The sequence below is a fragment of the Gracilimonas tropica DSM 19535 genome, assembly GCF_000375425.1.
Classification (GTDB): Bacteria; Bacteroidota; Rhodothermia; order Balneolales; family Balneolaceae; genus Gracilimonas; species Gracilimonas tropica.
Map to the genome: position 1 here is coordinate 727,424 of NZ_AQXG01000001.1, position 15,001 is coordinate 742,424.

Here is a 15,001-nt window from a genome sequence, read left to right on the forward strand (position 1 = left end):
GTTAATATGTATATAATTTTTGAGAGACGGAATACCTCTTACGGGCGATTCAATATTCTAATCTAACGATTCGAGCATGTTTAAATAGGAGTTATACCGGCTTGCAGCAATATCGCCGCTTTCAAATGCTTCAGCTACTCCGCATTTTGGTTCATGGTTGTGCGTGCAATTGCTGAATTTGCAGTGCTTCCTGGGTTCCAGCATCTCCGGAAAAAAAAGCGATAATTCCCATGGTTCAATATTCACCAATCCAAATTCCCTGATGCCGGGGGTATCTGCAATATATCCCCCAAAACTTAATGGGATCAACCGGGCAAAGGTTGTGGTATGTTTACCTTTGTTCGAAAAATCAGAAATTTCGCCCACTTTGAAATCATATCCGGGGTCTATCGCATTGATGAGGCTTGTTTTTCCCACCCCGGAAGGTCCGATGAATGCAGATGTCTTATCTTTTAGCAGTTCTTTGAGCTTTTCCAGGGACTGTTCATCTTTCAGGCTGGTGCTCAAAAATTCATATCCCAGAGAGGTATATAATTCTTTCAATTCTTCCGCGAATTCAATTCCACCGCTTTTAGCAAGATCCATTTTATTTACGATGATCACCGGCTTCACTTCATAGGCTTCGCAAGTCACTAAAAACCGATCAATAAATCCTTCTTTGAGCCGGGGTTTCTTTATTGATTGAACCACACAGGCCTGATCCAGATTAGAAACCAGGATCTGTTGCCCTTTTTTGCCATGGGTAGCTTCCCTGGTTATATAATTTTGGCGGTCATGGATGGATTCAATTGTTCCGGTACCGTCTTCGTTCATCGAAAGATCAACCCAGTCGCCCACAGCCAGGGGATTGGTCACTTCCTTTTCATCGAGGCGAAAACGACCGGGGAGGCGGGATTCTATGATCTCTCCGTCCGTTTCAACATGATACCAGCTGCCGGTAGATTGTATGACTCTTCCTTTTTTCATGCGCCAAAAATACGGAAGAGAGGATATATAACAAGCAGGGATTTCACTATTTACTGAGTTTCTGACTTTCGGGACCTTGCGATGGTCCTGCTGATGATGATGACGGGGATGATTCCAACCAACACGATCATTAAAGCAGCACCGGCAGATTCGGCTAATCGTTCATCAGATGCATAGCGATACACTTGTACGGCCAGGGTATCAAAGTTGAACGGCCGAACGATTAGGGTGGCAGGCAGCTCTTTCATCACATCTACAAAAACAAGGAGGCCGGCTGTAAGTAGTCCACCGCTCATCATTGGGATGTGGATCTTTCGAAGTACTTTTGAGAAGCTGTAACCCATACCTCGTGCCGCTTCATCCATATTTGGGGTGATCTTCTCCATGCTGGCTTCAACGCCTCCAAACGAAACCGACAGGAAGCGCACCAGATAGGCAAACACCATGGCAAAGATCGTTCCGCTAAGAAGTAATCCGGTTGAAAATCCAAAAGTGTCTCTGAAAAAGGAATCAACGGTATTATCAAAAAAGCCAAAGGGAATGAGTACCCCAACGGCAATCACAGAGCCCGGAATGGCATAGCCCAGCGAGCTGATACGGTTAAACAACTTTACCCAATATCCTGAGTTCAAACGGGCAGAATATGCCATGACCAATGCAAGGCCCACCGCCAAAAGTCCGGTAATGGCCGATACGGTAAAAGAATTAAAAGCTAATTCAATAAACTTGAGATCCAGGTAATTCAGGTTTGAGAAAAACATATTCAATAAAAGGATCACCGGAAGGATGAAGCCTAACAATACCGGTATAAAACAAATAACAAATACCAGCCAGGCTTTAACACCTTTAAGTTTGAACCGGTTTAGACGCTTGAAGCGGGATGAATTTGCTTTCTCATTGCTGATCTTATTTCGGGTATAACGCTCCAGGAATATCAGAACCACAATAAATGCGAGCAGAAAAGCGGCAAGCTGTGCCGCAGCAGGTCGATCACCCAAACCAAACCAGGTTCTGTAAATTCCGGTGGTGAAGGTCTGAACGCCAAAATATTGAACCGTGCCAAAATCATTCAAGGTTTCCATGAGGGCAAGTGCCAGTCCTGCTGCAATACCAGGCCGGGCAACCGGAAGGGCCACTTTATAAAAACTCTGCCAGGTGGAATATCCCATGATGCGGCTTGCCTCTAAAAGAGAGGTCGATTGTTCTAAAAAAGAGGAGCGGGCTAACATGTAGATATAAGGGTAGAATGCCAGCGACATTATTATGATGGCACCTTCCACAGAGCGAATATTTGGAAACCAATATTCATCAATACCTAAACCTAAAGTAGAACGTAAAGCGGTTTGTAATGGACCTGCAATATCCAGAAAATCAGTGTAAATATATGCCATGAGATAAGCTGGAATAGCAAATGGCAGGATAGATGCCCATTCAAAAATCCTTCGTCCGGGAAATTCACACATGGTTATGAACCAGGCCGATGACACACCGATCCCGATCACACCTACCGATACGCCAACGATCAGCCAAAGCGAATTGCGAATATAATCACCCAAAACGGTGCTCGCTAAATGTTGCCAGATATCTCCGGAGGGCGTAAAAATTGAGAATACCACCGTCAATATGGGAATAGATATAAGAAGAGCAATCACCATACTGAATATGGTCCATTTTGGGGATTGCCGCTTTACCTTTGCAGACTCTGTTTTAAGTTTTTTAAGCCTCGTATGTAGTGCTTTTAGCATGTTTGAAAGATACGCTTATCTCATCTTTTATCAGAGGAGATTCCAAATTCATTTTTTAAGGCCGACTGAGCGGCATGAAAACCGCACATCCCATGAACGCCACCGCCCGGTGGCGTAGAAGAGGAACAGATATACATGGATGTTTCAGGGATATGATAAGGATCCCATCGTAAAACAGGGCGCCCAAAAAGTTGGCTAAATAATTGTGCGCCTCCATTGATGTCGCCTCCGATATAGTTGGCATTATACGATTCGAGGCGCTTCGCATGCGTGGTGTGCTTGCTTATGATGGTGTCTCTAAAACCGGGGGCAAACCTTTCGATCTGATCTTCAATCACGTTCGTCATATTCCGGGTTGAACCGTTTGGGACATGGCAATAAGCCCAAAGGGTGTGTTTGCCTTTTGGGGCGCGGGTATCATCAAATAAACTGGGTTGAGAAACCAATACATAGGGTGATTCCGGGTGATTGCCCTCCCAAACCGCTTGTTCTGATTTTGCTATTTCGTCAAATGTTCCACCAAGATGCAGTGTTCCGGCTCTGCGACAGAATTCGTTTGTCCATGGCACCGGTTCAGACAAAGCCCAATCTACTTTAAAAGCGCCGGGGCCATACTTGTAGTTTCTTAGTTTGCGCAGGTAACCCGCAGGTGCATTATAGGGAATGATCTCTGCGATTTGTCGGGGAGTGAGGTCAAATAAAACGGTTTTTGTGGTTGGAATGTCATTCAGTGACCTTACTTCTGCACCGGTTTGAATCTCACCTCCAAGATCTTGCAAAAGAGAAGCCATTGCTTCAGTAACCATTTTTGTTCCGCCTTTGGCAATGGGCCATCCAACGCTATGAGCAGAAGCGGCCAAAACCAATCCAAATGAAGCAGAAAAAGCATTGCTCAGAGGAATAATACTATGTGCAGCAGCACCGGCAAAAAGTGCTTTTGAATGAGGAAGTTTGAAAAGTGAGTTGCTCAAGTGTTTAGCCGACAGCATGCCATACCACCCAAAGCGAGCCATAAGTAAAGGGTGCTTTGGAATTCGCAACGTCCCAAAAACATCTTCGGACAGATATTTCCAATTTTCAGAAAATTCAGCAAATAAATTACGATAGCTTTTTTCATCTGTGCCAAGATTTTCTGCTGTTTTCTCCAGTGAGCACCAGGCAACAGCAGCATCGCCATTATCCAGCGGATGGGCATAGGGTATTTCAGGCTGGATGAGCTCTAAGCCATAGTTTTCAAGGTTCAGGGTTTTTAAAAAAGGTGAACTTGCTGTAGTCGGCAAAACTGCCGCACAGATATCATGCAGAAAACCCGGTTCCGTGATTTCTTGCGTGCGGGTTCCGCCTCCGATCGTGGATTTCGCCTCCATAACAAGCACCTTAAGATCGTGCTGTGCCATTCTGATGGCTGCACTGAGTCCGTTTGGACCTGATCCTACAACAACAGCATCATATTCTGTTTGGCCGGTCACAGAATTACTGGTCGGCTCTTTGTTCTGCCAGTTTCAAGGCGTCATAAGCATTGATGATTCCCCCGGTGGCAGACAAATCTGAGAATGGGATCGGCGTATCTGTTCCGGGTTTATAGACCACTTGATTTGATTTGGTAACGGTTTCCAGGATAATCTCTTTCACTTCCCGGGTTGATAATTCGGGATAATAAGACATGATCAGTGCAGCTACACCGGCTACAACGGGTGAGGCCATGCTGGTGCCGCTGTTATATTCATATTCGTTATTGGGATAGGTTGAGTAAATGTCCACTCCCGGAGCAAAGAGATCCACATTGGTCTTGCCAAAGTTGCTGAATGATGCTACTAACGTTGAATCCGATCGCCAGGATGAGGCTCCGACACTCAGGTAATTTTCAGCTTTACCTCCGTCTTCATAATACCGGCTGGGATATGATTCTGTACTGTCAATATTGTCACTTCCGTTCCCTGATCCCGATACCATAAGTACGCCTAAACTGTCAGCAAACCTCATGGCGGAATCCACATATTGCTTTTGAGGGGAATAACCTTTTCCAAAGCTCATGTTGATGACACGGGCTCCGTTCTCGGCTGCATATCGGATAGCATTCGCAACATCCTTGTCTCGTTCATCCCCGTCCGGAACGGTGCGTAAGATCATCAGTTCAATATTTGCAGCTACTCCTTTTGCTCCGATATTATTATCTCGAATGGCACCCACAATACCGGCTACATGTGTGCCATGATCATTTCGGGGGCCTACAACGTCATTATTTCCATAAAAGCGGTCGCTGAGGTCATCGTAATCATCCCCAACAATAGGACGCGGGTCAAACTCAGGATTCAAGCTGTACTCAGCCAAGCCTTTCACATGTTCATAATATTCCTCAAGCCCCTCGAGATCTTTTTCTGTGGCTCCGTTCCTTTTCAGGTAAGTGACGATTTGTTTTGCTTGCTGGGTTTGTTGACTATCATTGCCAGATATTTGCAGTTCTTCTGTGCTCAATGAATCAATGCTGCTGACACCCAGCTGCTGTTTGGCGAACATGATGGCATTTCTGGTTTGGGTAAGTTGTTGCAGCTCCTGCTGATTACTTTTAACCCTGTTTTCAAATTTCTTTTTGATGTCAAGGTAGTATTGGTATTCCTTCTGATCTTCATCGCTGACTGAGTCTTCTGAGACATCACCATACTTTTCATTCAGCCTGGCATAAATCCTGACAAGTTCATAGGTGTCTTTATTTACGTGGGTACTGTCCGGTCCGCCAATGAAGTTCCACCCGTGCATGTCATCAATGTACCCGTTATCATCATCGTCTACTTTGTTTCCGAGAACTTCATCATTATTGGTCCAGATTTTATCTTTAAGATCTTCGTGAAAAATATCTGTTCCGGAATCTATGATGGCCACGATCACTTTTTCTTTGGGCGTTTTATCTGCTAAAAATTCGGAATATGCCTTTTCAACGCCGGTACCTATATAGGGCGTGACATTGGCAGGAGTGAGATGCCAGGTTTCAGTAGCTTTGAGAGTGGCGTTTGTTTCTGAAGATGAGGTTTGCTCAGTTTCAGAAGAGGACCGGGTTTCAGTTTCCTTTTCGGAATTGGTAGCCGTTTCGGTACTTGCACAACTTATAGATACAACAAACAAAGTCGCAAAAATGAAGAGCTTCGATAAATAGTTCATGGGGTGAAGAGAATTAATTTAATTTAAATCAGGATTTATTTTTCATTTTTAAAAGTAACGTATCAGCCGTCAAAGTAGTTAAAATAATAAACGCCAAAACGATCATACTCGCAACCGGTTCCCAGATAATAAAGCCTCCGAATGTACCCAGGACAGCTCCAAGATATTGTATGTAATTAAGCTGATCGTTACTTGCATTCTTGATCAGTTGTTCGAGCCTTCTTTCATCGTATTGCCGTAAATTATCTTCTACCAGCGCATGTACGTCTAACTGGTTGATCAATTTATATAATAAGTTGGTAACCAATTCTTCAATAACGGAACCATGCTCATCGAGCCGGGCAGGGAGTTCATCCAGAAAAGAATCCATTTTATTTAATCCGTTTTCTATGCCGGTAGGCAGTTTCACCAAAGCACTTTCAACAAGATCCTGCATTTCCTGTCCCTTTAGAAAGCTGTATGCTTTCAGGGCCACTTTTTCGAATGAGTTCTCGTCAATAGCTTCATCGATCTGTTTGATGAGTTTTTTTGCGATGGATGATCTTACTTCCGGATCAGCTATCATTTCATCCACATAACTAACCACCAAAGATTTTAAACGGGTTCGGAATTCCGGATCATCAATTACTTTCTTTACGTAGATGGTAGCTTTCTCACGATATCGGGCAATAGCCTGAGATTCATGGATCTTTTGTTTGATGATCTCAGGGTTGATCAGGTCTTCTGAAACAGCTCGGGCAAGCCGGTAAGCAATGCGGTCTTTCTGGGCGGGCACTAAACCCTGACCGAGAATAGGGCGCCGGTGGGTGGGCCTGAAAAGCATGGTAATGGCCAGCCAATTGGTCAGAAAACCGATCAGGCCGCTTATGCTGATGATCCTCAGCAATCCCTCAAAATGAAAAGTGAGGCCTAAAAATACGGCGCTCATCTCGTCAAAATCCCAGAAAAAAGAAAGAATGAATACCCCCGCCAAAAGGTAAGGAAACATAAAAAGCAGGTTCATCAACCAAGGGTACTTGCCTGTTTGTCTTGGTGGTGCTTCTAAAACTGCTGCAGACGTTTTCTTAGCTGAATGTTTATCTATTTGCTGTTTTAAGAGTTCCCATAGCTGAACTCCGTACGCCTTATTCCGCTCTTTGATGTTATTTGAAGTTTGATTTTCGTCCATGTGATGAGTTTATGAACTGCGTACGCAAAAATCGTTTAGTTGTTGTTGCCTGACAACGATAAATATTTGTTTTCTAAGTCGGTCATCCGTTGTTTTTCATCTTTGGAAGAATCATCATAACCGACCAGGTGCAACAAACCGTGAATGAAGATCCTTTGAAATTCTTGTTCTATTGGTTCGCCAAATTCATTTGCCTGTTCAGCAATTCGGGGTGCGCAACAAAAGAGAGTGCCTTCAATGGCTGAGTTATCAGAAGAGTTCTCTCCTTCATCATAGCGGAAAGAGATGATATCGGTTATATAATCACGATCCAGGTGTTCTTTGTTGATGCGGACGATTTCAGCTTCATCCACGTAAACAAGTTCTACCATTTCAAAATTTACCGCTTCCATCTGCGCTATTAGCGCAAGTATTTTGGACGCAGCTGTGTGGGATAAAGGTACCTCAGTATCACTTTCGTTAAAAAACTGAAGGATGGGAGAGGCGTCTTTATCCAAAGCAGGGTGAGTTAAAATGAAAAACCGTCGTCCATGGATTCGGTGAGGGAGAGAGCGATACCACACATCATAAGATCTTCGGGTAATTCGGTAAAATCTCCGCTGATGATAGCATCATCGACATTGGCATATAAACTACAGCCGGCTGTTTTCTCTACGATCAATCCGGAAGTTTTGGTGCCGGATTTTCCAAAAAAGGTAACCTGCTGGAGCATATCACTGGCTACAAAGGCCGTACAATTATGCAGCTGCAAAAAGGTATTAAATGCATACACAGAAACCATGTTCATTTGCTCACCGTTTACATCGAGGCCAAGATGGATTTCAAGCGCGAGTTTACGGGATGGCTCATCTTCGCTTTTTACCTCAAAACGAAAAACATCATTTCCAAGAGGTTTGGCTTTAGTTCCGAGGACCTTGGCTATGGTTTCGATATTTTCTTTGGTGAACTGATGGATCATAATGTTATTCAATTAATGAGCTGAAATATACGGCACCTTCTTTTAAGATTAAATAATGGAATTAGTTGATTCCATACCGACTGATTTCCTGTTGGCTTTGTTCTTTTGATGCCGGCATGGCAGGGAAACTGGCCCCCATCATGGCATCGACATTTGTTGCCAGTTCGGTGGCTTTATCTGTTTGACCGGCCTGGAAATATACATATTGTACCAACACCAGCGACTGTCGGGCCATTCGGACTTCTCTCAGATATTGCTGCGCATCAGCATTTATATTCTGAAGTTTTGTCCTGAGTTCTCGCTGCTCGCTGATGTTTCCTCTGGTTTGAGCGCTTTCAAACTGTTGGTTCAGCGTGTTGAACTCCGCTTCAAGTTCCGTAAAACGCTCCATATTACTGGAAAGGGAATTCATTAATTTTTCCTCGCTATTTCCTGCAAGTCGGGCAGCATCTTCATTTGCTCCGGCCTGTGCATATCGTACCGCATACAGTAACTTAACGGATTCATTGGTTTCGTCCGGGCGGAAAGGTACTCGTTCCTCACCCCATCTCAGCCAGTATTGGGCACTGTCCGGCATTCCCATTTCTCTATATTTCTCCGCCAGGCTCATAAAGTTGAACCGGTAGTTACTTAGCATCCGGCGAATATTCTCATCGAAATAGACATCCGGATTATTCCACTCACGGAACTGGAATTTCTTTAAGCGGTCTGTCATAATATCAACATCGATATAGTCTTCGCGGCCATTCTCAAAATTCTTGGGCACTACACGGTATGCTTTACCCTCGGTACGGAAATAATCTTGCAGTCCAAGCTGACTCGTTGACGATACCGTATTGGCAAAATAAACCGGTCTTAGCCAGTTATTTGTTTTCAGGATATCAAGAATAAGCCGATCCTGTACCTGCAGGTAGTAGATGTTATTTCCCTGCTGATCCTGTCCGTACAATCGACCGTTCATTCTCCAGCTCACCATATCATCCAAGGAATCCACAGGCATTTCATAGTCGATACCATTCTGAAGGATTGGGAGGGAAGTATCCGGTTTTACGCCGATCTTTTCCTTGTAATTAGGATCATTTGAGAATGCTTCTTTAAGCATCTCCTTATCAACCGGTATTTCAATGTTTTGAGGCTGCCATTGCGTAATACCTGCTGTTACTCTTTCAACTTCTTCATCTGATAATGAAATAGGAAGAGGTGCAGACTCATGTGACCACTGATCACGCAATTGTTTGATATACCAGTCGGTATTCAACAGACTCAGGCAAACGATGCGAACATCGGTTCGAACGCCTTCCACCTCCTGCAGATACCAAAGTGGGAAGGTATCATTGTCTCCATTGGTGAATAGAATTCCGTGTGGAGCTACAGACTCAAGCAGGTTTCGTGCGTAGTCAGGGGCAATGAAGCGGTCGCTGCGGTCATGATCGTCCCAATTCTGATATCCCATCCATACCGGGGATGCAAAGAATAACACAGCCAGTAACCCATAGGCTGCAAATTTGTTGTTCGCATAATTTTTAAGCAGTTCGATCAATCCGGTGACTCCTAAACCGATCCATATCGAGAATGCGAAGAAAGATCCCACGTAAGCGTAATCCCGCTCACGGGGTTGATAGGGGGTTTGATTCAGGAACACTATAATGGCAAGTCCCGTGACGATGAAGAGCGCCAACACCGATAAAGCTCGTTTCCAGTCGGAGCTGAAATGGTAGATCATTCCAAAAAGTCCCAGTAAAAATGGAATAAAGAAATATGCGTTGCTGGCCTTATTGTCGGGGTAGGCCGGTTCCTTAAAGCCAGACCTCCAGCCGGCATCTTGTATATCTGCTTCACGACCTATAAAATTCCAGTTGAAATACCGGATATACATATGATTGACCTGATATTCCCAAAAGAACTCCCAGTCAGAGGCATATTGAGCATAATATTCCAGGTGTCTTGGATCCGGGGAATAGCGCCGCGGAAATAGTTCTTCATTGTTACGGTCGATCTGTCCGGTACGTTCGTTGAAGTTATTTCCTTTAAGGATAGGAGTGGCTCCATACTGTTCACGTTTCAGGTAGCTGATGAAAGCCTCCACAGTTTCCGGGTCGTTCTCATCTACCGGAGGGTCGGCAATTGAACGGATCATGATCACGGAATACGAAGAGAAGCCGATCAGGATCATGGCGTAGCAGATACTAATGATATTGGCCAGTCGCATCTTCTTTTTGTGGGTATAGTAAACCGCATATGCAACCGCTGCCATAAACAGGAAAATAAAGGTCATTGGCCCGATCAATCCATAGGTTGCATCTCCGATACCATTGGCAATAGAGGGGATGTTCTGAATGGTAAAAGGGTAGATGGCAAAGAAGGCTACTACGGATCCCGCTCCCATCAATAAAAACGATTTCCACTCAAATTCTTTCAGTTTGAAATAGATGATCAGCGCAACAAAGAATAAAGCCAGCAAATTGAGCAGGTGAACCCCGATAGCAAGTCCAAACATATAGGCGATCAATACAAGCCAGCGTTCACTGTAAGGTTCATCATAGTTTTCCGCCCATTTGAGAGCCAGCCAAACTACGATGGAGGTAAAGAACATCGACATGGCATAAACTTCGGCTTCTGCGGCACTAAACCAGAAAGTATCGGTAAAAGTGAATGTGAGTGCACCGATCAAAGCACCCCCATACATCCCCAGCTTATCCATCAAAGGCATGCTGTCGGGATCCCCTTTCCATTCACGAACCAGTCTCACAATGATGAGATACAGTAACATGATCGTCAGTGCAGAGGCAAGCGCACTTATAAAGTTTATACTCAAAGCCACATAACCGGTGGGCATAAACATGGAAAATATTCGGCCCACTAAGGAATAGAAGGGAGCTCCCGGAGGGTGATTTACCTGCAGTCCGTGGGCTACAGCGATGAACTCACCGGCATCCCAAAAACTGGCTGTTGGAGCCAAAGTAAGTGAGTATATGACAAGAGAGAATAAAAAGGTAAAGAGAGCGAGGTACTTATTCGTCGTTTTATGATCTGAAAACATGAAAAATTTGGTTAGCTGCTCAAAAAGTTTTTGGATATTCGTTTAATACATTTTATGATTGGCTCGCAATTATAAGCACAGCCTGTATTGAATCAAAATGCAAGATACATAAGAATTTTAACTTCTTGCAGCTAAACGGGAAAGTTTAACGCCTATTTTTAACCTTAAAAACTTTTTGCATGTCAGCCAATACTAAAGAACGCTTTTCGTCAAAACTGGGGTTAATCTTAAGTGTACTGGGGATAGCCATTGGAACAGGTAACATTTGGCGATTTCCACGCATCGCAGCTCAGAACGGGGGAGATGAAGGTGCCGGTGCCTTTCTTATCGCCTGGGTTTCTTTTCTTTTTCTTTGGTCAATTCCATTGATCATTGCTGAGTACGGCATGGGGCGCAATGGACGAAAAGGCGTTGTCGGTTCATTCGTTGCCCTGATCGGTGAGAAAAAAGGGTGGTTAGGCGGATTTGTAGGTTTTGTGGCAACGGCTATCATGTTTTATTACAGCGTGGTTGCAAGCTGGTGTTTGTATTATTTGATCACGAGCATCACTTCAGCACTTCCGGCCGATTTACAAGCTGCGAATGCCATTTGGGAAGGTTTTCAGGGATCGATCTGGCCCGTGGCCGGGCATGCTCTGGTAATGGGAATTGGTGGTTTTATTGTGATCAAAGGGATTTCGTCTATTGAGAAGGTAAATAAAGTACTGATACCCTCATTATTACTGGTATTGCTCGTTTCTTTGTTTAAAGCACTTTCACTGGAAGGGAGCGGGCTCGGTATCGAATACCTTTTTACTCCGGACTGGTCTACCTTGAAAGAACCACGGATCTGGTTAGAAGCCTTGACCCAGAATGCGTGGGACACCGGGGCTGCCTGGGGTCTGATCCTGACGTATGCAGCCTACATGCGTAAATCGGATGATGTCACCATCAGTGCCTTTCAGACCGGGATTGGAAATAACATGGTGTCTTTATTGGCGGCAGTCATCATTTTCTCAACTGTATTTGGCACGCTAAGTCCTTCTATGGGAAGTGGAGAGATCCTTGATGTAATGAGAACGTCCGGGCCTGCTTCAACAGGACTAACTTTTATCTGGATGCCCCAATTATTTGCGACCATGGGAGGAGGCAGTATTTTCGCAATTTTATTCTTTTTGGGACTGACTTTTGCCGCTTTCAGTTCTTTGATCTCCATGATCGAGCTTGCGGTTAAGGTTTTTGTGGATATGGGGGCCGTTCGTAAGCGGGCTACCATTGTGATCTGTTTGGTAGGATTTGGTTTTGGCTTGCCCTCGGCACTTAACCTGACCTTCTTCGCCAATCAGGACTTTGTTTGGGGAGTTGGGTTAATGGTTTCGGGAGCCCTGATCTCCTATGCGGTCATCAAATATGGAACCGGTAAGTTTCGTGATGAGTTGATCAATACCGAAGAACGCTCTGCTACTTTGGGCAAATGGTGGGAGATCATCATTAAATACGTAGTGCCAATTGAAGTGGTGACACTTCTGGGATGGTGGATGTACCTTTCAGCCGCAGAATATGCTCCAGATACCTGGTTCAACCCACTCAGCCCGTTTTCTGTGATGACCGTGATCGTACAATGGGGGCTTGCCTTATTCCTGGTCTGGTTCTTCCGCAAGCGTTTGATGGGGAAGAAGGTGCAGGAACATTGACCACTGGTTTTCTGCTGCAGAATGAATACAAGCAAAAACCTGTACAACGTATTTACTTTTATATTTGAATAGCATCTGCAAAGATCAGATCTGGAGGAATCAAGTTGCGTTTCGAATTTTCCTGCAATGGGGTAATGATAACCCCGGAGCGAACTTCCCTTGAAATAAAAGGCTTAGTTGCCTTTATGATTGGGTCATGGGAGTCGCATCCAAAAATAACTGCCTGGTATCCCTTCCTTCGATATTCCCGATAAACAAACCTCAACAAGGCTTCCATGATCTTGGGGTCCCGATCACGTACAGCATATTCTGCTATGGTCACATCTTTGAAAGCTTCGCCCGGTTTAGGTAATGGAGGACTTCCGGTTAGCCGTGCCGCAATATGATAGCCAAACCGTATTAAACCCATTCTGAATCCATGAAACCAGATCCGATTCTTCTTGAATGGGGTCATGTCCCAGGCCAGGCAGGTGCCGACAACCTCATTGTTGCGAATAGCCAGGAAGTAGTTTTTGATGCCGATATTTTGTCTGTTATTCAGGTTTTGAAGGAATCGTTCTTTACTCATTTCCGGAGCTAACCATAGCTGCCGAAACTCATCGGAAAGCAAAGCCACGATTTGATCTACATCAGCCATTTCGGCTTTTCGAACAGTGTATTTGGAATCAAGTGCGATCGGTTTGATCGTAAGTATAGTAGACATTGAAACTGATCCGGCCCACCGGGAGTCAAGTTCACCAAGGCGGACGAGTTTATCGGCCGGTCGATTTCCCTCCATCACATAAGCGTACAGGTATTCAACTTCCGGCCGGTCTTTCATTTTTTGAACCACTCTATCCGATAACTTTTTGAGGAATATGCGACCAGTTCCCCTTTCGATGACGTGCATATTTCCAAGATAGATAACATCCGTCAAAGCACCATTAATGTACCTTTTCTGGTATGCTGCTACAGCACACCCGATAAGATGATCATCATGGAATAAACCAAGAGGTACATTCCGGTATGATGTTAGTTTTGGTATGGTGAAAATATCAGGCGAGCGGTCAAAGTGAATTCGAAGTCTCTCCGTTCTTACCGGTGCACGTTCGCTCAACTCAAGAAAGCGATCATTCCAGCTTTCATCCAGTCCTTTGACCTCATAAGCAGATTTATCCGGCTTATTACCCTTTTTTATCTGTTTAGTTTTTGGCATGATGATCTATACTAAATGGGATCAACTTGTAGAATGGGAACCGGTCTTTGAGCAAAAGCTTTTCACCCGACTCCCGATCAAACCCCAAAATCTTCTGAAGAGAAGGGTCTGTGACATCGGCAGAATGAATATATCGGATCAAACCCCGGGCATTGGGACCTGATTTTTGTGCAATGAGTTGCAGTAAAGCAGTGAAATCCACATCCGAAAGCCAGTCGCTGACATTCGAGAGTGCAAATTTATTATAATATCCTGAATCTGACTCTTCGATGATCCCTGTTATGGACTGCTCTGCAAACCGAATTCTTTTTACCATTTCCCGGAACTGTGATTTATCACCTTGCTGCAAATAGGATGGAAGTGATTCCTCAAAAAGAACCCGGTTGAAAAGCACGAACTGAAGCATCCAGTTATTGCGCACAGGCGTGTTAGTGCAAAAATCTCTGAACTGATGATAGAATTTTAGTCCTAACTGCTGATCTTGCCAGTGAATCAATCCCTGCTCCGATATGCCCCTTTGTTTATAGAGTTTGGGATGAAACATGACCTTGAACAAATTTTTTAGCAAACCGGCTCTCAAAACGTCATCAAAATAGGTCTTTTGTTCTTCGACAGATGTGGTTTCGAAAAGTCCCTCCAACCTTTTTTTACCTCCGAGAAGCCACCGGCCCAAAGGAGAGAACTTCCTTATATAAGTCTCATATTTTCCAAGATTAACCGGACCGAGTGTCAATATGGAGGGATGTTTCTTCCAAAAGTTACGTTCTGCCTTTGAGAATTCCGGATCTATTTGTTTGATCCATGATACTCTTTCGGAGTCTTTTGCCGGCATGTATCCCAAAAACCGGGCAGCCGATATCGTATCTAAGAGTAAGGCTGCTCTTAGTTTGAGCCTGGAAAGAAAAAGTTGGGATAGAGCAATGTCAACGGCATCAATAATAACGGATTCGGGACTATGGACCAGTAATTCGAGCGGGACTTCTCCGGCACTTGCAATGCACAACACGCGGTCATTCTCCTGAAGCGTGAGAGCGGTAAGTTCACTTTTAGGATCATCTTGAGAAACCCCAAAATCATATATGAAATTTCTGTTGAACATG

11 protein-coding genes are annotated in these 15,001 nt (G+C 44.4%); 1 reads left to right on the forward strand and 10 read right to left on the reverse strand.

Features of this window, described 5'->3' with window-relative positions; translation table 11 throughout:
* Positions 1 to 57: 57 nt before the first annotated feature.
* From rsgA to B151_RS0103315, 8 genes are all read right to left on the reverse strand, one after another.
* A complete protein-coding gene (gene rsgA / locus B151_RS0103280; RefSeq protein WP_020402173.1) occupies positions 58 to 966 on the reverse strand; it encodes a ribosome small subunit-dependent GTPase A in 909 nt (302 codons plus the stop codon).
* Positions 967 to 1,016: 50 nt separating this feature from the next.
* Positions 1,017 to 2,621 carry an ABC transporter permease gene (locus B151_RS0103285; RefSeq protein WP_020402174.1) on the reverse strand — a complete coding sequence of 535 codons (1,605 nt, stop codon included), beginning with the start codon at positions 2,619 to 2,621 and terminating at the stop codon, positions 1,017 to 1,019.
* 110 nt (positions 2,622 to 2,731) lie between these two features.
* On the reverse strand, positions 2,732 to 4,180 hold the full coding sequence (locus B151_RS0103290; protein WP_020402175.1) for a phytoene desaturase family protein: 1,449 nt from the start codon (positions 4,178 to 4,180) through the stop codon (positions 2,732 to 2,734).
* Between the two features lie 4 nt (positions 4,181 to 4,184).
* On the reverse strand, positions 4,185 to 5,867 hold the full coding sequence (locus B151_RS0103295) for a S8 family serine peptidase (RefSeq protein WP_020402176.1): 1,683 nt from the start codon (positions 5,865 to 5,867) through the stop codon (positions 4,185 to 4,187).
* Positions 5,868 to 5,895: 28 nt separating this feature from the next.
* Entirely contained in the window at positions 5,896 to 7,035 is a 1,140-nt protein-coding gene (locus B151_RS0103300; RefSeq protein ID WP_020402177.1) for a DUF445 domain-containing protein, read from the reverse strand.
* A gap of 35 nt (positions 7,036 to 7,070) precedes the next feature.
* Positions 7,071 to 7,532, reverse strand: a complete 462-nt coding sequence (gene ybeY, locus B151_RS0103305) for an rRNA maturation RNase YbeY (protein WP_245550351.1) — start codon at positions 7,530 to 7,532, stop codon at positions 7,071 to 7,073.
* 11 nt (positions 7,533 to 7,543) lie between these two features.
* Complete coding sequence (locus B151_RS0103310; RefSeq protein WP_020402179.1) at positions 7,544 to 7,993, reverse strand: hypothetical protein; 450 nt, start codon at positions 7,991 to 7,993, stop codon at positions 7,544 to 7,546.
* Between the two features lie 61 nt (positions 7,994 to 8,054).
* On the reverse strand, positions 8,055 to 11,033 hold the full coding sequence (locus B151_RS0103315) for a glycosyltransferase family 117 protein (protein ID WP_020402180.1): 2,979 nt from the start codon (positions 11,031 to 11,033) through the stop codon (positions 8,055 to 8,057).
* Between the two features lie 179 nt (positions 11,034 to 11,212).
* On the opposite strand from B151_RS0103315, the gene B151_RS0103320 reads away from it, so the two are divergent.
* Positions 11,213 to 12,706, forward strand: a complete 1,494-nt coding sequence (locus B151_RS0103320; RefSeq protein ID WP_020402181.1) for a sodium-dependent transporter — start codon at positions 11,213 to 11,215, stop codon at positions 12,704 to 12,706.
* A gap of 58 nt (positions 12,707 to 12,764) precedes the next feature.
* Here the strand turns inward: B151_RS0103320 and B151_RS0103325 are convergent, their stop codons facing one another.
* Both B151_RS0103325 and B151_RS0103330 read right to left on the reverse strand, forming a co-directional pair.
* Positions 12,765 to 13,901 carry a GNAT family protein gene (locus B151_RS0103325; RefSeq protein ID WP_020402182.1) on the reverse strand — a complete coding sequence of 379 codons (1,137 nt, stop codon included), beginning with the start codon at positions 13,899 to 13,901 and terminating at the stop codon, positions 12,765 to 12,767.
* Entirely contained in the window at positions 13,888 to 15,000 is a 1,113-nt protein-coding gene (locus tag B151_RS0103330) for a DUF3419 family protein (protein ID WP_020402183.1), read from the reverse strand. Before B151_RS0103330 ends, B151_RS0103325 begins: the two co-directional genes overlap by 14 nt.
* Position 15,001: the final 1 nt, after the last annotated feature.